Annotated in this window: 17 protein-coding genes; 15 read left to right on the forward strand and 2 right to left on the reverse strand. The window is 59.6% G+C overall.

The genetic code is table 11. The features are described 5' to 3' along the window. Positions 1–181 precede the first annotated feature (181 nt). The 8 genes from GVL50_RS08455 (at position 182) to GVL50_RS08490 (ending at position 8,669) form a co-directional block, all read left to right on the forward strand. The gene (locus tag GVL50_RS08455; protein ID WP_159812478.1) at positions 182–1,036 is read left to right on the forward strand and encodes a MurR/RpiR family transcriptional regulator; all 855 of its coding nucleotides are present in this window, start codon (positions 182–184) and stop codon (positions 1,034–1,036) included. Positions 1,037–1,038: 2 nt separating this feature from the next. Next, positions 1,039–1,683 carry an isochorismatase family cysteine hydrolase gene (locus GVL50_RS08460; protein WP_159812479.1) on the forward strand — a complete coding sequence of 215 codons (645 nt, stop codon included), beginning with the start codon at positions 1,039–1,041 and terminating at the stop codon, positions 1,681–1,683. After that, on the forward strand, positions 1,680–3,011 hold the full coding sequence (locus GVL50_RS08465; protein ID WP_159812480.1) for a glutamine synthetase: 1,332 nt from the start codon (positions 1,680–1,682) through the stop codon (positions 3,009–3,011). The genes GVL50_RS08460 and GVL50_RS08465 overlap by 4 nt, the downstream gene beginning before the upstream one ends. Beyond that, complete coding sequence (locus tag GVL50_RS08470; protein ID WP_159812481.1) at positions 2,995–3,747, forward strand: N-formylglutamate amidohydrolase; 753 nt, start codon at positions 2,995–2,997, stop codon at positions 3,745–3,747. The genes GVL50_RS08465 and GVL50_RS08470 overlap by 17 nt, the downstream gene beginning before the upstream one ends. A 79-nt stretch (positions 3,748–3,826) precedes the next feature. After that, complete coding sequence (locus GVL50_RS08475) at positions 3,827–5,176, forward strand: APC family permease (RefSeq protein ID WP_159812482.1); 1,350 nt, start codon at positions 3,827–3,829, stop codon at positions 5,174–5,176. Positions 5,177–5,294: 118 nt separating this feature from the next. Continuing rightward, entirely contained in the window at positions 5,295–6,311 is a 1,017-nt protein-coding gene (locus tag GVL50_RS08480; RefSeq protein ID WP_159812483.1) for an arginine N-succinyltransferase, read from the forward strand. Between the two features lie 34 nt (positions 6,312–6,345). Continuing rightward, complete coding sequence (astA, locus tag GVL50_RS08485; protein WP_159812484.1) at positions 6,346–7,380, forward strand: arginine N-succinyltransferase; 1,035 nt, start codon at positions 6,346–6,348, stop codon at positions 7,378–7,380. Positions 7,381–7,799: 419 nt separating this feature from the next. Next, positions 7,800–8,669, forward strand: a complete 870-nt coding sequence (locus GVL50_RS08490) for an oxaloacetate decarboxylase (RefSeq protein WP_053119221.1) — start codon at positions 7,800–7,802, stop codon at positions 8,667–8,669. 170 nt (positions 8,670–8,839) lie between these two features. On the opposite strand, the gene GVL50_RS08495 is transcribed toward GVL50_RS08490, so the two are convergent. After that, on the reverse strand, positions 8,840–9,913 hold the full coding sequence (locus GVL50_RS08495) for a diguanylate cyclase (protein ID WP_159812485.1): 1,074 nt from the start codon (positions 9,911–9,913) through the stop codon (positions 8,840–8,842). Positions 9,914–10,186: 273 nt separating this feature from the next. Here GVL50_RS08495 and GVL50_RS08500 point away from each other — a divergent pair, with 273 nt between their 5' ends. The 6 genes from GVL50_RS08500 to GVL50_RS08525 all read left to right on the forward strand — a co-directional run bounded on the left by GVL50_RS08500 (position 10,187) and on the right by GVL50_RS08525 (position 18,011). After that, a complete protein-coding gene (locus tag GVL50_RS08500; RefSeq protein ID WP_159812486.1) occupies positions 10,187–11,641 on the forward strand; it encodes an NAD(P)/FAD-dependent oxidoreductase in 1,455 nt (484 codons plus the stop codon). Between the two features lie 21 nt (positions 11,642–11,662). Beyond that, complete coding sequence (locus GVL50_RS08505) at positions 11,663–12,592, forward strand: alpha/beta fold hydrolase (RefSeq protein ID WP_159812487.1); 930 nt, start codon at positions 11,663–11,665, stop codon at positions 12,590–12,592. Positions 12,593–12,775: 183 nt separating this feature from the next. Continuing rightward, positions 12,776–14,275, forward strand: a complete 1,500-nt coding sequence (gene glcD, locus GVL50_RS08510; protein ID WP_159812488.1) for a glycolate oxidase subunit GlcD — start codon at positions 12,776–12,778, stop codon at positions 14,273–14,275. Beyond that, on the forward strand, positions 14,275–15,315 hold the full coding sequence (glcE, locus tag GVL50_RS08515; RefSeq protein WP_159812489.1) for a glycolate oxidase subunit GlcE: 1,041 nt from the start codon (positions 14,275–14,277) through the stop codon (positions 15,313–15,315). Before glcD ends, glcE begins: the two co-directional genes overlap by 1 nt. A gap of 2 nt (positions 15,316–15,317) precedes the next feature. Further along, positions 15,318–16,538, forward strand: coding sequence for a glycolate oxidase subunit GlcF (glcF, locus tag GVL50_RS08520; protein ID WP_159812490.1), 1,221 nt, complete (start codon positions 15,318–15,320; stop codon positions 16,536–16,538). A gap of 87 nt (positions 16,539–16,625) precedes the next feature. Next, positions 16,626–18,011 carry a VOC family protein gene (locus GVL50_RS08525; protein ID WP_159812491.1) on the forward strand — a complete coding sequence of 462 codons (1,386 nt, stop codon included), beginning with the start codon at positions 16,626–16,628 and terminating at the stop codon, positions 18,009–18,011. 93 nt (positions 18,012–18,104) lie between these two features. Here the strand turns inward: GVL50_RS08525 and GVL50_RS08530 are convergent, their stop codons facing one another. Beyond that, complete coding sequence (locus tag GVL50_RS08530; RefSeq protein ID WP_053119204.1) at positions 18,105–18,782, reverse strand: type 1 glutamine amidotransferase domain-containing protein; 678 nt, start codon at positions 18,780–18,782, stop codon at positions 18,105–18,107. 410 nt (positions 18,783–19,192) lie between these two features. Here GVL50_RS08530 and GVL50_RS08535 point away from each other — a divergent pair, with 410 nt between their 5' ends. After that, on the forward strand, positions 19,193–19,708 hold the full coding sequence (locus GVL50_RS08535; RefSeq protein WP_007919523.1) for an Hcp family type VI secretion system effector: 516 nt from the start codon (positions 19,193–19,195) through the stop codon (positions 19,706–19,708). Positions 19,709–19,738: the final 30 nt, after the last annotated feature.

Genomic DNA, 19,738 nt, shown 5'->3' on the forward strand with positions numbered 1-19,738 from the left:
TGGGCAATGGACTACAAGCCTAGTCGACCACCGCGTAGACCCTGTTACACGGGCGTTTCGTAGCTGTTTCACAGCTTGGCCAACCCACGAAAAATTCGCTAGACATGTAACCTCAGTTACATAAATACTGTTTTGGCGAATTGTGAAACAAATTCGACAAACCCATCCAGCAGGAGCCCGGATGCCCCCTCTCAGAGACCTGATCACCGATCCCGGCCTTGATCTTACGCCGTCGGAGCGCAAAGTCGTCCGCGCCTTGCTCGATCAGTACCCGCGCAATGGTCTGGGGCCGATGGCACGTCTGGCCGATCATGCCGGCGTCAGTGATCCGACCATCGTCCGTCTGGTAAAAAAACTCGGGTTTGGCAGTTACGCCGAATTTCAGGACGCCCTTCTCAGCGACATGGATCATCGCCTGCGCTCACCGCGCACGCTGTTGCAGCCTCGCGCACAGCAAAACAAGGACGACGCCTGGAGCCATTACCTGGCCGACAGCCATCGATTGCTGGTCGAAACCCAATCGCTGACCCAACCCGAAGACGTGCGCATCCTGACCGACTGGCTGCTCGACGCGCGGCATCAGGTGTATTGCTTTGGCGGCCGTTTCAGCAGCCTGATGGCGACTTATCTGCTCAATCACTTGCGTCTGCTGCGCCCCGGCTGCTTTGCGCTGGAAGACAACGCGCAATTGCCCGACAGGCTGTTCGACCTGCAACGTCAGGACGTCGTCCTGCTGTTTGACTATCGCCGCTATCAGACGCAAGCGCTGCGCGTGGCCACCGCCGCGAAAACCAACAACGCGCGGGTGGTGCTGTTCACCGACATTTATGCCTCGCCGCTGCGCGAACTGGCCGACTTGATCATCAGCGCCCCGGTCGAATCAGCCTCGCCGTTCGACACCATGGTGCCGGCGCTGGCCCAGGTCGAGGCGCTGATCGCCTGCCTGACCCTGCGCACTGACAACCTCGCCGATCGCCTGGACGGCATCGACGCCTTGCGCAACGACTTCGCCACCCACTTGCTGGAGGATAAATAAGGATGTTCAGCCTTCCCCACCGCTCGCCGCGGGACTTGCCGTTTGTCACCGACCATACCGCGCTGTTGTTGGTGGACATGCAGCGTGCCTGGCTCGAACCGCAGTTCGATCCGCACCTCAACGATCCGGACGCCGAGTACTTCCTGACCCGAACGCATATGCAGGTGGTGCCCAATCAACGCCGCTTGCTCAGTGCCTTTCGCGAAGCGCGGCAGAACGTGCTGCACACTATTATCGAAAGCCTCACCGCCGATGGTCGCGACCGTTCGCTCGACCACAAACTTTCGGACATGCACCTGCCCAAAGGCAGCGTGCAGGCGCGGATCATCGAGGACCTGACGCCGATAGAAAACGAGATCGTCCTGCCGAAAACTTCGTCCGGCGTGTTCAACTCGACCAACATCGACTACGTGCTGCGCAACCTCGAAACCCGTCACCTGATCATCGCCGGCATCGTCACCGATCAATGTGTCGACATGGCCGTGCGCGATGCCGCTGATCGCGGTTATCTGGTCACGCTGGTCGAAGACGCCTGCGCCACTTACAGCGCCGAACGGCACAACGCCTGCCTGAACGCGATCAAAGGTTATTGCTGGATCACCGACACCCAAACCGTACTCGGCCGGTTGCAGGAGATGCAGCCATGAGTGCGCGCCTGACGCCGCTGCCGATGACCACCATCGTCACCACTGACTTGATCGGCATCACCCGTGGCCGCTCGTTTCCCACCGATGAGCTTGAGCATTATCAAGCGGCGGGTTGCGGCTGGGTGCCGGCCAACAGTGCGTTGACGCCACAGGACGTTATCGCCTCGACCAATCCATGGGGCGCTTATGGCGACTTGCGGCTGATCCCGGATCTGAGCAGCCGCGTCACCGTCAGCAATGGCCCGGACGCGAATGCGCCAGCGCTGGACTTCATTCACGGTGATATCCGCGAAACCGATGGTCGCCCGTGGGGCGCCTGCCCACGCACGCTGCTGCGTGATGAAATCGAACGTTATCGCGATGAGTTAGGCTTGCAGGTTAACGCCGCGTTTGAACACGAATTCAACCTGCATGCCGGTTTCGCCGAACACTTGGCGTTCTCCCTCGAAGCCCAGCGTCAAGGTGCCGAATTCGGTGGCTGGTTACTCAGCGCGCTGCGTGCTGGCGGCGTCGAGCCGGAAATGTTCCTGCCCGAATACGGCAAGCATCAATACGAAATCACCTGCCGTCCGACGCTCGGCGTAGCGGCCGCAGACCGCGCGGTGAACGTTCGCGAGATCACCCGGGAGATCGCCCGGCAAATGGGCCTCGACCTGAGTTTCGCGCCGAAAACTGCAGCGGAAGCGGTGTGCAACGGTGTGCATCTGCATGTCAGCCTGCTCGATCTGGGCGGCCAGCCGATGCTGTACGACGCGGGCACCAGCAACGGTCTGTCGAGCATCGGTCAGCATTGGGCCGCAGGAATCCTGCACTACTTGCCAGCGCTGTGTGCGTTCACCGCGCCAACGCCGGTTTCGTATGAGCGTTTGCAGCCACATCACTGGAGCGCGTCCTATGCCTGCCTCGGCCAGCAAAATCGGGAAGCGGCGTTGCGCATCTGCCCGACCGTGACTCTCGGCGGCAAATCCGTGGCCCACCAGTTCAACCTCGAATTCCGCGCCATGGACGCCACTGCCTCGCCGCATCTGGCCATGGCCGCCTTGTTGATCGCCGGACGTTTGGGCATCGAACAGCGTCTGGCGCTGAACGCGATCACCGATGAAATTCCCGATTCACTCAACGATGAGCAACGCAAGGCAAGGGGCATTGTCGCCCTGCCCGCCTCGCTGGCCCAGGCACTGGACTGCCTGCGCGACAGTGCAGCTTTCAACGAATGGCTGCCAAAGCCGTTGCTCGACACATTCCACGCCCTTAAAACCGAGGAACTGGCGCTGACGGAACAGCTCTCGCCCGCTGACCTGTGTGAGCACTATGCACGCCTGTACTGAATCCGCCGAGCTGGGGTTGTTTACCCGACCGGTCTACAACCTGAGCCGCGCCGACTCGACGCATCCTTTGATTCTGGTATGCGAGCACGCCAGCCGCTACATCCCCGAGGCCCTGAATAATCTAGGCCTGGACGATGCCGCCGCACGTGAACACATCGCCTGGGACATTGGCGCACTGCAACTGGCCGAGCAATTGTCGGAACAACTGGGCGCAACGCTGTTGAGCGCAAACTATTCACGGTTGCTGATAGACCTGAATCGCCCACGCCATGCGCCGGACAGCATTCCGGCACAGAGCGAGATTTATCAGATTCCGGGTAACCGCGAGCTCGACGAAGCCACGCGCGAATACCGGCGTCAGACACTGTTCAAGCCGTTTCATACACGTTTGCAAACGCTGATCGATGAACGCGTTGCACAGGGTCAACCGGTGCGCGTGGTGGGGATTCACAGTTTCACCCCGGTGTATTACGGCCAGCCACGACCACTGGAAATTGGCGTGCTGTTCGGTCAAGCAAAGGAGTACGCGCAACGTCTGCTCGATGGCCTTGGCGAACATCCGCTGAAAGTCGCGGGCAATCAGCCGTACAAGATTGATCCACTGGGTGACATGACCGTGCCCGTACACGGCGATGCGCGAGGCCTCGACTCGGTGCTGATCGAGGTGCGCAACGATTTGCTGCGCAGCCCCGAAGCCGTATCGCGCTGGGCCGGATACCTCGCGCCATTGCTGTAACGAAAGACCGCTGAAGCTGTAAACGATGGACCGACATAACAACTAAAACGACCGATTGGCTGACAAGGAGTTGCGCTTCATGGAAATTGAAGAATTCGGCTACAAGCAAGAGTTGAAACGGAGCCTGACGCTCACCGACCTGGTGGTGTACGGGATGATCTTCATGATCCCCATCGCCCCGTTCGGCGTGTACGGCTACGTTAACGCCGAGGCACCGGGGATGGTGCCGCTGGCGTACATCATTGGCATGGTGGCAATGCTGTTCACCGCGCTGAGCTACGGCAGTATGGCCAAGGCTTTTCCGATTGCCGGCTCGGTGTATTCCTACGCGCAACGCGGCCTCAATCAACACGTCGGCTTCATCGCTGGCTGGCTGATGCTGCTCGACTATCTACTGATTCCACCGCTGCTGTATGTGTACGCAGCGATGGCGCTCAATCATTTGTATCCGGACATTCCGAAAGTCGGCTTCATTCTGGCGTTCCTGGTCAGCGCGACTTTCGTCAACCTGCGCGGCATCACCTTCACGGCGCGGATGAACATCATTTTTCTGCTGGCGCAGTTGGTCGTGCTGGGCATTTTCCTGTTCTACGCGTGGACGGCCCTGCACAACGGTGGCGGTAATGGCGAGCTGACCCTGGCGCCGCTGTACAACCCGGAAACCTTCAACTTCGCCCTGCTGATGCAAGCGGTATCGATTGCCGTGCTGTCGTTCCTCGGCTTCGACGCGATCTCGACGCTCGCCGAGGAAATCAAAGGTGATCCGGGCAAAAGCGTCGGCAAAGCCGCACTGATCACGCTGATCGTGATGGGGGTGATTTTCGTCGCGCAAACCTGGATTGCCACCGATCTGGCAGCCGGCATGGGCTTCAAATCCGCCGACACCGCCTTCTATGAAATCGCCGAAATCGCCGCTGGCAGCTGGCTGGCAACCGTCACCGGCGTAGCGACTGCATTGGCGTGGGGCGTTGCTGTGGCGATCACCTCGCAAGCCGCTGTGTCACGTCTGCTGTTTGGCATGGCCCGCGACGGCAAGCTGCCGAAAGTGCTGGCCAAGGTGCATCCGAAACACAACACGCCGTACTTGAGTATCTATCTCGTCGCGGTGCTGTCGCTGCTGATCTGCTACCTGTTCATCAACTCGGTCGACACCTTGACCTCGCTGGTCAACTTCGGCGCACTCAGCGGTTTCATGCTGCTGCACCTGACGGTGATCAACTACTACTGGCGTCGGCAGAAATCCGGCCAGGTTATCCGCCACCTGATCTGCCCGGTGATCGGCTTCATCATCGTCGCGGCCATCATGTACAACATGGGCGTCGATGCACAAAAACTCGGCCTGATCTGGATCGCGCTGGGGCTGGTGTACCTGTTCTTTCTCAACAAGCTCGGCGCCAGCACCGCACTGCCCGATCCGAGCAATGGCTGACATAAAAAAGGGCGGCGTCTGACAACAAATCAGGCGACCGCTGATTTCGCGCGTGGAAACCGACAGTGATAGTCAGGTTCGGCGAATTCGCCGAATCTTTTGATACAGGAGTACATCCATGCTGGTCTTACGCCCAGTCGAGATAACCGACCTGCCTCAGTTGCAACAATTGGCCCGTGACAGTCTGGTGGGCGTGACCTCCCTGCCGGATGACAGCGAACGGTTGCGCGAGAAAATCGCCGCGTCCTGTGCGTCGTTCGATCGCGATGCGAGCGCGCACGGCCCGGAGAGTTACTTTTTCGTGCTCGAAGATATTGATAACCGGCGCCTCGTCGGTTGCTCCGAGATTGTCTCGACGGCGGGTTTTGATGAACCGTTCTACAGCCTGCGCAATCGCCACTTCACCAGTGCCTCGCGCGAGCTGAACATCGAACACGGCGTGCCTGCGTTGTCGCTGTGCCACGACCTCAACGATCACACCTTGCTGCGCGGTTTCCACATCGACGCGGCGCTGGAGCGCACGCCATTTTCTGAATTGCTCTCGCGAGCGCGTTTGCTGTTTATCGCCGCTCATTCGCAACGTTTTGCCGAGGCAGTGATTACCGAAATCGTCGGATACAGCGATGCGGACGGCAACTCGCCATTCTGGGATGCACTGGGCAAGCATTTTTTCGACTTACCCTACGTTGAAGCCGAGCGCCTGTGCGGCTTGCAGAGCCGGCGCTTTCTCGCCGAACTGATGCCGCAATACCCGATTTACGTGCCGATGCTGCCGTTGGCGGCACAGGAATGTATCGGTCGCATCCACCCGGACGGTCAGGAAGCCTTCGACATTCTTCAGCGCGAAGGCTTCGAAACCAACAGCTACATCGACCTGTTCGACGCTGGCCCGACGCTGTATGCGCGCACAGCGAACATTCGCTCGATCACCCATAGCCAGACCGCTCAAGTCCATTCGCAACCTCAGATCGATGCGCGTGGCCGTTATCTGCTGAGCAATGATGCGCTGCACGGTTACCGCGCGATTGTTGCCGAACTGGATTATCAGCCGGGGCAACCGCTGGCCCTCACCCCGGCCATGTGTGCCGCATTGCACGTGAGCGAAGGCAGCCCGATCCGGCTGATTGCCCTGTGAACCGCCCGAACAGGCGCGTAAAAGGAGTTACCGCATGATTGTCCGCCCGGTCAAAGTCAGCGACCTGCCCGCGTTAATGACGCTGGTTCAACAGGCCGGCCCGGGGTTTACCACCCTGCCGGCCAACGAAGATCGCCTGGCGCACCGGGTGCGCTGGGCGCAACGTGCGTTCGCCGAACAGGTGGAACGCGCCGACGCCGACTATCTGTTCGTGCTCGAAGACGATGACCAGCGGGTGATCGGCGTCAGCGCGATGTCGGGCGCGGTCGGTTTGCGCGAGCCCTGGTACAACTATCGCGTTGGTTTGACTGTGAGTTCGGCACCGGATCTGGGGATTCAGCGGCAGATTCCGACGCTGTTCCTCAACAACGAACTGACCGGGCAATCGGAGCTGTGTTCGCTGTTCCTGCGCCATGATCAGCGCACCGGCAGCAACGGACGATTGTTGTCGTTGGGGCGTTTGCTGTTCGTCGCCGAGTTTCCGCATCTGTTTGGCGAAAGGATGATCGCCGAACTACGCGGCAGCGCTGATGAGCAGGGTTGTTCGCCGTTCTGGGACAGTCTGGGGCGACACTTTTTCCAGATGGATTTCACCCATGCCGACCACTTGTCCGGACTGGGCAACAAATCCTTCATCGCCGAACTGATGCCGCGTCAGCCGCTGTACACCTGCCTGCTCACCGAACAGGCGCAGGCTGCAATCGGTCAGGCGCACCCGAAGACCGAGCCGGCACTGAAGATTCTTCAAGCCGAAGGATTTGCGCACAAAGGTTACATCGACATTTTTGACGGCGGCCCGGTGATTGAGGCGCCGATCCGCAACATCCGCACCGTGCGCGACAGCCTGGAACTGACCTTGAGCCTTGGCACGCCAGATGAGCAGGCGCCGTTGTGGCTGATCCACAACCGTCGTCTGGAAAACTGCCGCATCACCGTCGCCCGGGGTCGCCGCGTCGGCAGCAGCCTGGTGGTTGATCGCCTGACGGCGCAACGTTTGCAGCTGCAACCGGGCAATTCGGTACGCGCGGTGATGCTGCCGAATCAACAGCAGCAGGCTGTGGCTGCTTAACCCCTCATTGCTTTCGAGTGGGTATGAAGATCACCTGTACCCAGGAGACCCCTGTGGCGAGGGGATTTAGCGAAACGTCGCACCGCCCCGCTGGGCTGCGAAGCGGCCCCAAAACCAGCCACCTCATTCTTCCAGACATACCGCATTTGCCGGTCTTACGACTGCTTCGCAGCCGATCGGGGATAAATCCCCTCGCCACAGTAATCTCCACTCCTCAAAAAAATCTCCTCACTTCAGAAATTTCCTGAGCACAGACAAATCCCCTGCCCACAGGTGATACCTTTCAGCAAACGGCTCCCCGCCTGACCAGCCGACAAATTCGTCATGATCCTTGACCCATTCGCGTGATAGCCTTTTAAACCTTCGGCGTTGACACATTTGCTCAAGCCTTTCCATTCCTTTGTATTGGTGGAACTCGTATGTCCAGGCTTTCTCATCAAGATTTGCGCCGTAACTTCCGTCAGTTGCTGGCCTCCGACACTTGCTACCACACAGCATCGGTGTTCGACCCGATGTCGGCCCGTATCGCCGCTGACCTGGGTTTTGAAGTGGGGATTCTCGGTGGTTCCGTGGCCTCGTTGCAGGTGCTCGGTGCCCCTGACTTTGCCCTGATCACCCTCAGCGAGTTCGCCGAACAGGCCACCCGTATCGGCCGCGTCGCACAGTTGCCGGTAATCGCCGACGCCGACCACGGCTACGGCAATGCCCTCAACGTGATGCGCACCATCGTCGAACTGGAACGCGCCGGCGTCGCCGCCCTGACCATCGAAGACACCTTGCTGCCCGCGCAATTCGGCCGCAAATCCACCGACCTGATCACCGTCGCCGAAGGCGTCGGCAAGATTCGCGCGGCACTGGAAGCCCGGGTCGACACGGAAATGGCCATTATTGCCCGCACCAACGCCGGCATCCTGCCAAACCAGGAAATCATCAGCCGCACCAAGCAATACCAAGCGGCGGGCGCTGACGGCATCTGCATGGTTGGCATTCAAGACTTCGATCAACTGGAACAGATCGCCGAACACCTGACCGTGCCGCTGATGCTGGTCACCTACGGCAACCCGGCGCTGCGCGACGACAAGCGTCTGGCCGAGCTCGGCGTGCGCGTGACCATCGACGGTCATGGCGCGTACTTTGCGGCGATCAAAGCGACGTACGACAGCCTGCGCGAACAGCGGCAGATTTTCACTCAGGCATCGGATCTGAGCGCGACCGAATTGACGCACACCTATACCCAGCCTGAGGAATACATCCTGTGGGCTAAGGAATACATGAGTGTCAAGGAATGATGTGTCGGCCGGGCTGACGCCTTCGCGAGCAGGCTCGCTCCCACATTGGAACGCGGTCAACTGTGGGAGCGGGCTTGCTCGCGAAGGCGGCGTGTCAGGCACAATTTGAGCGTCTGACCCACCGCATTCGCGAGCAAGCCCGCTCCCACAAGGGTAATGCGCTGCAGCTATCAGACCGAATCAAGCAACTCGTGTCGCGGTTTGCTATCGCAATTGCAGATCACCCGATTGCGCCCGCCCGCCTTCGCTTCATACAGCGCCTGATCGGCATCATTGAGCCAACGGGTCGCGTCGGCATGCGCGGGGTCGTACGCCGCCAGGCCGATACTCAAACTGACCTTCAGCGCCGGATTCTGCTCATAAACCATCGTGGCAAAACGCTCGCGCAACGCCTCCATCGCCTGCGCGGCATTGAACAGCGGCAAGTCCGGAAGAATCACACAGAACTCATCACCGCCATAACGCCCGGCGACATCAGTGGAGCGCAGGTTCTGCTTGAGCATTTTGCTCAACTGCCGCAACACAATGTCCCCCGCGACATGGCCGTAGGTGTCGTTGATCGACTTGAAATGATCGATATCGATCAAGGCAATCGCCGCGCCCTGAGTTTGCCGCTTGCAACGTTGAAACATGCTGTCCAGTTGATCCTTCCAGGCGCCGTGATTGAGCAGCCCGGTAAGGCTGTCAGTGCGGCTCAGGGCCAGCAGTTCGCGTTTGTGCTGTCCCAGCGTATAGGCCTGACGGAAACAGATCCAGCCCAACGCCAGCGGATACAGCATAAGCAGCGGCAAGCAGGCGTAAAGTTGTGTGGGAGAAGTGACCGCAACAAATGCCGGGGCAAACACCACAAGACCAACGCCAACCCCGAGAATCTGCGCCGCCAGGCCTGCCAGCAGAAAACGCACCCCGCCGATGGCGACGTTGTTCATGGCCATCATCGAAACGGTGGTGGCGCTGGGCAGCGGATTGAAATGCATCGCCGCGACCCAAAAGCCGCCGAAAAAGGCGTCGATCAATAAATTACGGTGTTCGGCGTGATACGGCGTGGGTGAGCGTCGCGCCCATTGAAACGCCAGATGCGGCCAGACGGCCCCGTTGATCAACATCACCGCCCACACCCAGGCCGGCGGATCGAGCGGATACATCGCCACACTGACGCAAACGAGCCCCAGCGCCAGCCCAATGGTGCGCGATGTATAAAGCCTCCTGGCCAATGAAAGTCCTTTTCCCCCGGTGTTTCCCATAAGGGCCTCGATGACTCGACGGAACCTGCGCACAGCATTGAATAGACGTGCTGGGAGTCTATCAGGGCAACGTTAAATAGCCATCACCGGCCAGCGGCCACAAAACGGCAACAACACACTCCCTGTAGGAGCTGCGGCACGCTGCGATCTTTTGATCCTGGCTCTGACAATCAAAAGATCGCAGCCTCGTTTCACTCGACAGCTCCTACAGGCCGAATATTTGGCTATACATGAAAGGAGCAAAACGGAAAAACAACTATAAGAAGGAGGCCCATGCGCAGTTATCAAGTGTTGATCATCGGCAGCGGTTTTGGCGGCCAGTGCGCGGCGGTCAATTTGCTCAAGGCCGGGATCGACGATTTTCGCATGCTGGAGCGACGCGATTTTTTCGGCGGCACCTGGTGCCAGAACACCTACCCCGGCGCAGCGGTGGATGTGCCGTCACCGCTGTATTCCCTGTCGTTTGCACCGTATCGCTGGTCGCAGATGTTTGCCGGTCAAGCCGAATTACAGCGTTACACCGAACACGTGATCGACCAATTCAACCTCCGCGAGCGCGTGGAACTGCAGGCGAATGTCGAGCGCGTCGAGTGGGATGAGCTGGAAAAACGCTGGACGGTTTACACCAGCGCCAAAGGCATTTATTACGCGCAGTTCCTGATCAATGCCAGCGGCCCGCTGAGCCAACCGGTGATCCCACACTTTGCGGGGCAGGATCGCTTTCAGGGCAAGACATTTCATACAAATAATTGGGATCACGACTACGACTATCGCGGTAAACGCGTCGCCATCATTGGCAGCGGTGCAAGCGCGGCGCAGGTGATTCCGGCGATTGCTCCGGAGGTCGAGCATTTACACGTTTTCCAGCGCACGCCGCACTGGGTATTACCCCGCGCGGATCGCGTTTTCGGGCCGCTTCAACGTTGGCTGCTCGGCATCAAACCCGCCTACAAGCTGCTGAGATGGCTGATTTACTGGCAATTCGAAACCCGCGTGATCGCTTTCAAATACTCGAAACCAGCGATTCATCTGGTGCAGAAGCAAGCTCTCAAGTTTCTCAAACGCCAGGTGCCTGACCCGGTGCTGCGCGAAAAACTCACGCCCGACTTCACCATCGGTTGCAAACGGGTGTTGGTCTCCAGCACCTATTACCCGGCGCTAACCCGCCCCAACGTGACGCTGCACAGCCGCGAACATGGCATCGCCTCAATCAATGAAAGCGGAATCAACACGGTTGATGGCCAACACATCGATGTGGATCTGATCGTCTGGTCGACCGGTTACGACGCCACCGACGGCGTTATTTCCTACCCCGTCAGCGGCAAAAACGATGTGCAACTCAGAGATGTCTGGGCCGAATATCCCCGCGCGTACCTCGGCACCAGCCTGCCGGACTTTCCCAACCTGTTTATCGTCACCGGGCCGAACACTGGCATTGGCCATACATCGGCGCTGTTCATCATCGAATCGCAGATGAACTACATCATCGACTGCATAAGAACGCTCAAAACCAAAGGTTTGCGCAGCATCGAAGTGCGCCCCGAAGCGGAACGTACCTACACTGAGATGATCCATCGGGAGATGGAGCGCACGGTCTGGAAGTCCGGCGGTTGCCACAGTTGGTATCAAAGCAAGAGCGGTCATGTGATCGCGATGTTTCCCGGCTTCAGTTTCAGCTATTACCGGTTGACCCGGGCGCTGAAACCGGCCGACCACATTCTGTCCTGAACACGTAAAAGGAAGACGTCGATGCTTTTGCTGTTTGTCGCCCTCGCAGTATTCGTGGCCTGGAGCTGGTTGAGTTACCCGGCGGTCGGCCATTGGTTGTACGACCTGAACATGGCCATCGAGGCCAAGTTGTACAAGTTGCACAAAATCGAAGTGCCGATCGCCGAGATGACGGTGTCGACCTGGCAGGGCGGGCCTTATGAAGCGTCCAGCGCGATTCTGATGTTGCACGGCTACAGCGCCGACAAGAATTTGTGGCTGCGCTTCGCCCGGCATTTTGTCCGGCAGTATCGAGTGATCATTCCGGATCTGGCCGGCCATGGCGAAACCGGCTTCAAGGCTGGCGGCGGTTATGACATTCCGCTGCAAGCCAAACGCATGATTCAGTTGCTCGACGTCTGCGGCGTGGAGAAAGTCCATGTGATCGGCAACTCGATGGGCGGCTACATTGCGGCGTGGCTGGCGGCGACGTACCCGGATCGCATCGCCTCGGTGGCGTTGATTGACCCGGCCGGCGTCACGGCACCGCAGGCCAGCGACATGGAACGGCATCTGGCGCGCGGGCATAACCCGTTTCTGATCAATTCCCGCGAAGAGTTCAAAATCTTCTACGCGATGACCATGGAATCGCCGCCGTGGGTGCCGAAACTGGTGCTCGACGCGATCGCTCAGCGCTACGAACAAAATCGCGATGACCTCGAAGAAATCTTCCGCGACTTCCGCGCCAGCCCGCCGATGGAGCCGAAACTCGCTGACATCAAATGCCCGGCGCTGCTGCTCTGGGGACGCAAGGATCGCTTGATCGACGTCAGCAGCGTGCCGGTCTGGAGCAAGGGCATCGCCAATTTGCGCGTGGACGTGTGGGATAACGTCGGGCACATGCCGATGGTTGAGCAGCCGTCGAATACCGCGCGGTTGTATCGGGAGTTTTTGGGTAATCAACGCGCATGAATGTAATCAACCTATTCCTGTGGCGAGGGGATTTATCCCCGTTGGGCTGCGAAGCGGCCCCAGCTCTTCCATTGAGGGGTATCAGACACACCGGACTCTCAGGATTGGGGCCGCTGCGCGACCCAACGGGGATAAATCCCCTCGCCACAGGGGTAAGTGTTCATCCAAGGAGCTGGGGATGAGATGAACATTCTTTATGACGAACGCCTCGACGGTGCGCTGCCGGACGTTAATAAAGTCCAACTGTTGAAAACCCTGCAACAAGCCATCCCCGATCTCGACATTTTGTGGCGCGAAGAAGAACTCAAACCCTACGAATGCGACGGCCTCTCCGCCTACCGCACCACGCCGATGCTGGTCGCCCTGCCCCGGCGAATCGAGCAAGTGCAAACCCTGCTCAAACTCTGCCACCAAAACAACGTCCCGGTGGTCGCTCGCGGCGCCGGCACCGGCTTATCCGGTGGCGCCTTGCCGCTGGAAAAAGGCCTGCTGCTGGTGATGGCACGCTTCAACAACATCCTGCACATCGACCCCGCCGCCCGTACCGCGCGGGTTCAACCCGGGGTGCGCAATCTGGCGATTTCCCAGGCCGCCGCGCCGTTCGGTTTGTATTACGCGCCGGATCCATCCTCGCAAATCGCCTGTTCCATCGGCGGCAACGTCGCTGAAAACGCTGGCGGCGTGCATTGCCTCAAATACGGCCTGACCGTGCACAACCTGCTGAAAATCGAAGTGCTGACCATCGAAGGCGAACGCCTGACCCTCGGCTCCGACGCCCTCGACTCGCCAGGTTTCGACCTGCTCGCGCTGTTCACCGGCTCCGAAGGTTTGCTCGGGATCATTACCGAAGTCACGGTCAAACTGCTGCCCAAACCACAAGTGGCGAAAGTGCTGCTGGCCAGTTTCGATTCGGTGGAAAAGGCTGGTCGTGCGGTCGCTGAAATCATCGCGGCGGGGATCATTCCTGGCGGCCTGGAAATGATGGACAACCTCGCCATTCGCGCCGCTGAAGACTTTATCCACGCCGGTTACCCGGTGGATGCCGAGGCGATTCTGCTGTGTGAACTCGACGGCGTCGAAGCCGACGTCCACGACGATTGCCAACGAGTGCGCGAGGTCATGAATCTGGCCGGCGCCACCGAAGTGCGCCAGGCCCGCGACGAGGCTGAGCGCGTGCGTTTCTGGGCCGGCCGCAAAAATGCCTTCCCGGCCATCGGTCGGCTGTCACCCGATTATTACTGCATGGACGGCACCATCCCGCGCCGCGAATTGCCCGGCGTTTTGCAAGGCATCGCCCGCCTCGGCGAAGAATACGGCTTGCGCGTGGCCAACGTGTTCCATGCCGGCGATGGCAACATGCACCCGCTGATCCTGTTCGACGCCAACCAACCCGGCGAACTGCATCGCGCCGAAGCCTTGGGCGGAAAGATCCTCGAACTGTGCGTGCAGGTCGGCGGCAGCATCACCGGCGAACACGGCGTCGGTCGCGAGAAAATCAATCAGATGTGCGCGCAATTCAACAGCGAAGAACTGCGCCTGTTTCACGCGGTAAAAGCCGCGTTCGACCCGAAAGGCCTGCTCAACCCCGGCAAAAACATTCCGACTCTGCACCGCTGCGCCGAATTCGGTGCGATGCACATTCATGCCGGGCAACTGCCCTTCCCCGAACTGGAGCGTTTCTGATGGCTGACGTCGACGCCTTGCTCGATCAGGTCAACGAAGCGCGGGCCAATGCCACACCGCTGAAAATCCAGGGTGGCAACAGCAAGGCGTTTCTCGGTCGCGAGGTGGCCGGTGAAGTGCTCGACACCCGCGCGCATCGCGGCATCGTGGCTTACGATCCCACCGAACTGGTGATCACTGCGCGCGCCGGCACGCCGTTATCCGAACTGCTGGCTGTTCTGGATGAACACGAGCAAATGTTGCCATGCGAACCGCCCTCGTTCGCCGACAGCGCCACGGTCGGCGGAATGATCGCGACAGGATTGTCCGGGCCTCGGCGACCGTGGTCGGGGTCTGTGCGGGATTTCGTGCTTGGCACGCGCGTTATCACCGGCCTCGGTCAGCATTTGCGTTTCGGCGGTGAAGTGATGAAAAACGTTGCCGGATATGACCTGTCGCGGCTGATGGCCGGCAGTTTCGGCTGCCTCGGTGTGCTCACCGAGGTCTCGCTGAAAGTCCTGCCCAAACCCCGCCAATGCCTGAGCATTCGCCTCGATATCGACTGTGCACGGGCACTGGCCAAACTGGCCGAGTGGGGCCAGCAACCGTTGCCGATCAGCGCCGCGTGTCACGATGGCGAAAGCCTTTATCTGCGTCTTGAGGGCGGCGAAGGCTCGGTGACGGCGGCACATCAACGCCTCGGTGGCGAGGCGTTGGACTCCGTGTTCTGGCGGAATTTAAATGAACAGCGCCTGAGCTTTTTCGACGAAGGCCAGCCGCTGTGGCGCCTGTCGCTGCCAAACAATCTCGGGCCGCTGGACTTGCCCGGCGAGCAACTGATCGACTGGGCCGGCGCGCAACGCTGGCTGAAATCCTCCAGCGCCGACATTCATGCCCTCGCCCAGTCACTCGGTGGCCATGCGACCTGCTTCACCCATGGTGCCAGCGAATCACCGTTTCAGCCTTTGCCCGCGACATTGCTGCGCTATCACCGACAACTCAAAGCGCAACTCGACCCGCAAGGGCTGTTCAATCCCGGGCGGATGTACGCGGAGTTCTAGCCATGCAAACCACCCTCAGCGAACAATCGCGACAGTTGCCCCGCGCCGCCGAGGCGGAAAAAATCCTGCGCACCTGTGTGCATTGCGGTTTCTGTAACGCGACGTGCCCGACCTATCAATTGCTCGGCGACGAACTCGACGGCCCGCGCGGGCGCATCTACCTGATCAAGCAGGTGCTCGAGGGCGCGCCGGCGACCGCGCAGACACAATTGCATCTGGATCGCTGCCTGTCGTGCCGCAACTGCGAAACCACCTGCCCGTCCGGCGTCGACTATCACAACTTGCTCGACATCGGTCGCGCGGTGGTCGACCACGCGGTGCCGCGCCCGGCCGCTCAACGTCTATTGCGCGAAGGTCTGCGTGCATTGGCGCCGAATCCGCGACTGTTTAAAGGACTGCTGCGGGTGGGCACAACGTTTCGCCCGCTGCTGCCGCGCTTGCTTGAGAGCAAACTGCCGCAGCGTCTGTTGGTCAACGGTTCGCGCCCTGCCCCTCGGCATGCTCGCCGTGTGTTGTTGCTCGAAGGCTGCGTGCAACCGGGTTTGTCGCCGAACACCAACGACGCGACGGCGCGGGTGCTGGATCGCTTGGGCATCAGCGTCACGCCGGTGGCCGAGGCCGGTTGTTGCGGTGCGCTGGATTATCACCTCGACGCCCAAGCCAAAGGCCTCGACCGCGCCCGACAGAACATCGACGCGTGGTGGCCACATCTGCAAAACGGCGCCGAAGCAATTGTGCAAACGGCCAGCGGCTGCGGCGCGTTCATCAAGGATTACGGGCATTTGCTCGCGGACGATCCGGTATACGCGGCGAAAGCGCAGCGCGTCAGCGAAATGACTTTGGATCTGGTGCAGATCCTCACCCGAGAACCACTGGAGCAAGTGTGCGCCGCCAGCGAACGACGCATCGCCGTGCATTGCCCGTGCACCTTGCAGCACGCGTTGAAACTCGGCGGCACCGTGGAAGCAGTCTTGTCCCGCATCGGTTTCAACCTCACCGCTGTCCCCGATGGCCATTTGTGCTGCGGTTCAGCAGGGGCTTACTCATTGACCCAACCGGTGCTGGCCCGGCAACTGCGCGACAACCGCCTCAATGCGCTGGAGAGCGGCCGTCCTGAGCTGATCGTCACCTCAAACATTGGCTGCCAAAGCCACTTGGCCAGCGCCGGCCGCACGCCAGTCATGCACTGGATCGAACTGGTGGATCAGTCGTTGGCAGAATGAAGTTCGTAGGATTCTTCGTTTGCCGACGTAGGCGAAGGCTGCGATCTTTTCATCAACCCAATACGTGACCGTGGCAGGAATTTTTTCATGACCGTGCAGCCTTTCGTCAGCCCCGACCTGATCCGCCAACGCTTCTCCAAAGCGATGTCCGACATGTACCGCGAAGAGGTGCCGCTGTACGGCGCGCTGATGGAGCTGGTCGAACAGACCAACCGCAGCGTTCTTGACCGGGACACGCAAATTGCCCGGCAACTTGAAAGCACCGGCGAAATCGAACGGCTGGACATGGAACGTCACGGCGCAATCCGCGTCGGCACCGCGACGGAGCTGGCCACCCTCGCCCGCCTGTTTGCGGTAATGGGCATGCAACCGGTGGGTTATTACGATCTGACGCCGGCGGGTGTGCCGGTGCATTCCACCGCGTTTCGCGCGGTGCATGAGGATTCGCTGCAAGTCAGCCCGTTCAGGGTCTTCACGTCGTTGCTGCGACTGGAATTGATCAACGATCCCGAGCTGCGCACCTTCGCTGAATCCGTGCTGGCCAAGCGTTCGATCTTTACGCCTACAGCGTTGCGTCTGATTTCCCAGGCAGAAACGACTGGCGGACTGACGGAAAACGAAGCGCAGGAATTCGTCCTACAGGCACTGGAAACTTTTCGCTGGCATCACAGCGCAACGGTTACCGCCGCGCAGTACCAGACGCTCAGCGCCCAACATCGATTGATTGCCGACGTGGTTGCCTTCAAAGGCCCGCACATCAACCATCTGACCCCGCGCACGCTGGACATCGACCGGGTGCAAGAGCAAATGCCCGCCCATGGCATCACCCCGAAAGCCGTGATCGAAGGCCCGCCGCGCAGGCAGTGCCCGATCCTGCTGCGCCAGACCAGTTTCAAAGCGCTGGATGAGCCAATCGCCTTCACCGACCAAGACGAAACCCAAGGCAGCCACAGCGCGCGATTCGGCGAAATCGAACAGCGCGGTGCAGCACTCACACCCAAGGGGCGCGCCCTGTATGACTTACTGTTGAATGCTGCTCGCGATGAACTGGGGGACTTCCCCAACGAAGCCAACGCCGCACGCTACAACGCGCTGATGACTCAGCACTTTGGCGAATTTCCTGACAGCGTCGAGGGCATGCGCGAACAAGGGCTGGCGTATTTTCGCTATTTCGCTACGGAAAAGGGACTTGCGGCGGGAGGACTTGGCGACGCGTCACTGGAGCAATTACTGCGCGATGGCTACGTGAAAGCAGAACCGCTGGTGTACGAAGATTTCCTGCCGGTTAGCGCTGCGGGGATTTTTCAGTCGAACCTTGGCGATGCCGCGCAAACGCACTATGGCGAGCATTCCAACCGACAAGCGTTCGAACAAGCACTGGGCCGCTCGACCATCGACGAGTTGGGCTTATATGCCGAAACCCAAAAGCGCTCAATTGATGAGAGCCTGGCCGCGCTTTCGGGTAACCGCTGAAAAGATCGCAGCCTGCGGCAGCTCCTACATTTTGCTGCGCACTCCCCCTGTAGGAGCTGCCGAAGGCTGCGATCTTTTGATCTTAAAAAAAACTCAGCGCAATCTCGAAAGCAGCGCAAACGCCGTCTCTTCCGAAGAAGCCGGATTCTGTCCCGTTAGCAACAACCCATCCTCACGGGTATAAACCGACCAATCCGGCCCTTTCGAAAAAATCCCGCCCTTGGCCTTCAACTCATCTTCAACCAAAAACGGCACCACATTCGTCAACTGCACCGCCTCTTCCTCACTGTTGGTAAACCCGGTCACCTGCTTACCCTTGACCAGCGGTTTACCGTCAGGCCCCTTGGCATGACGCAACACGCCCGGCGCATGACACACCGCCGCCACCGGTTTGCCCGCGTTATAAAACGCCTCGATCAACGCGATGGAATGACGATCCTCGGCCAAATCCCACAGCGGCCCATGACCGCCCGGGTAAAACACCGCATCGAAATCCGCCGCTTTCACAGAATCCAGTTTCACCGTCGAAGCCAACGCCGACTGCGCCGCAGAATCCTTGCGAAAGCGCCCGGTCGCTTCAGTCTGCGCGTCCGGCTCGTCGCTCTTGGGATCCAGCGGCGGCTGACCGCCCTTGGGCGAGGCCAGTGTCAGCTGCGCGCCGGCATCCTTGAACACGTAATACGGGGCAGCGAACTCCTCCAGCCAGAAGCCGGTTTTCTTGCCGGTGTCGCCCAATTGATCGTGGGAGGTCAGAACCATCAGAATTTTCATGTCGTTCGGTCTCACTCGGTTTGAGGAATTTTCAGACGCAGGTCTGCGGGTGTGAGTGATTGACCCTCAGTAACGCAGGATCGTTTCAAATGAGCGGGTGATGGCATCAGGCCTTGATGCGCAAGAAGTTGCGCACTTGTTGATGATCCGCGGCCATCAATCCCGCTACACACCAGAGGCGACAAGGGCTTCAGGCGAGTGCGCAAGAAGTTGCGCACCACTGCGCAACTTCTTGCGCACATTCGCCATGAATCACCGTAAGTCATCCTGAATTCAGCTCTGCGCATTAGCGAACTCCCCGGTTTCACTGGCTCTGAAACCTGTTGGCACGCTCCTTGATAACTGTCAGGCACCCACCGGGCGTTTTCGCCTCCGGGCACCTAAACTTTATTCCGCAAGGAGAGCACCCCATGGCAACACCAGCGTACATGTCGGTTACCGGCGAAAAACAAGGCCTGATCACTGCCGGCGCCTTCACCGCCGACTCCGTTGGCAACACCTACCAGGAAGGCCACGAAGACCAGGTTATGGTTCAGGCTTTCAGCCACGACGTGATCATCCCGCGTGACCCACAATCCGGTCAGCCAACCGGTCAGCGCGTTCACAAGCCAGTTGTGATCACCAAGGTCTACGACAAGGCTTCGCCTCTGCTGCAAGCTGCTCTGACCTCCGGCGAGCGCATGAGCGAAATCGTTATCCAGTGGTTCCGTACTTCTGCTCAAGGTACCCAAGAGCACTACTACACCACCAAACTGGAAGACGCGATCATCGTCGCCATCAACAACAAAATGCACAACTGCCAGGATCCAGGCAACTCGCACTTCACCCACCTGGAAGAAGTGCAGTTCACCTACCGCAAAATCACCTGGACCCACGAAGTATCCGGTACTTCGGGTTCCGATGACTGGCGTGCTCCAGTCGTTTAATTACGGCTGATTGTTACAAGCATCGGCCAG

Origin of the sequence: Pseudomonas sp. 18058 (assembly GCF_902706155.1) — a bacterium.
In the GTDB taxonomy this organism is placed as follows: domain Bacteria; phylum Pseudomonadota; class Gammaproteobacteria; order Pseudomonadales; family Pseudomonadaceae; genus Aquipseudomonas; species Aquipseudomonas rustica.

Coding starts and splice junctions, on each gene's coding strand:
- GVL50_RS08455 (WP_159812478.1), top strand. CDS start 182: ATGCCCCCTCTCAGAGACCTGATCACCGATCCCGGCCTTGATCTTACG.
- GVL50_RS08460 (WP_159812479.1), top strand. CDS start 1,039: ATGTTCAGCCTTCCCCACCGCTCGCCGCGGGACTTGCCGTTTGTCACC.
- GVL50_RS08465 (WP_159812480.1), top strand. CDS start 1,680: ATGAGTGCGCGCCTGACGCCGCTGCCGATGACCACCATCGTCACCACT.
- GVL50_RS08470 (WP_159812481.1), top strand. CDS start 2,995: ATGCACGCCTGTACTGAATCCGCCGAGCTGGGGTTGTTTACCCGACCG.
- GVL50_RS08475 (WP_159812482.1), top strand. CDS start 3,827: ATGGAAATTGAAGAATTCGGCTACAAGCAAGAGTTGAAACGGAGCCTG.
- GVL50_RS08480 (WP_159812483.1), top strand. CDS start 5,295: ATGCTGGTCTTACGCCCAGTCGAGATAACCGACCTGCCTCAGTTGCAA.
- astA (WP_159812484.1), top strand. CDS start 6,346: ATGATTGTCCGCCCGGTCAAAGTCAGCGACCTGCCCGCGTTAATGACG.
- GVL50_RS08490 (WP_053119221.1), top strand. CDS start 7,800: ATGTCCAGGCTTTCTCATCAAGATTTGCGCCGTAACTTCCGTCAGTTG.
- GVL50_RS08495 (WP_159812485.1), bottom strand. CDS start 9,913: ATGGGAAACACCGGGGGAAAAGGACTTTCATTGGCCAGGAGGCTTTAT.
- GVL50_RS08500 (WP_159812486.1), top strand. CDS start 10,187: ATGCGCAGTTATCAAGTGTTGATCATCGGCAGCGGTTTTGGCGGCCAG.
- GVL50_RS08505 (WP_159812487.1), top strand. CDS start 11,663: ATGCTTTTGCTGTTTGTCGCCCTCGCAGTATTCGTGGCCTGGAGCTGG.
- glcD (WP_159812488.1), top strand. CDS start 12,776: ATGAACATTCTTTATGACGAACGCCTCGACGGTGCGCTGCCGGACGTT.
- glcE (WP_159812489.1), top strand. CDS start 14,275: ATGGCTGACGTCGACGCCTTGCTCGATCAGGTCAACGAAGCGCGGGCC.
- glcF (WP_159812490.1), top strand. CDS start 15,318: ATGCAAACCACCCTCAGCGAACAATCGCGACAGTTGCCCCGCGCCGCC.
- GVL50_RS08525 (WP_159812491.1), top strand. CDS start 16,626: ATGACCGTGCAGCCTTTCGTCAGCCCCGACCTGATCCGCCAACGCTTC.
- GVL50_RS08530 (WP_053119204.1), bottom strand. CDS start 18,782: ATGAAAATTCTGATGGTTCTGACCTCCCACGATCAATTGGGCGACACC.
- GVL50_RS08535 (WP_007919523.1), top strand. CDS start 19,193: ATGGCAACACCAGCGTACATGTCGGTTACCGGCGAAAAACAAGGCCTG.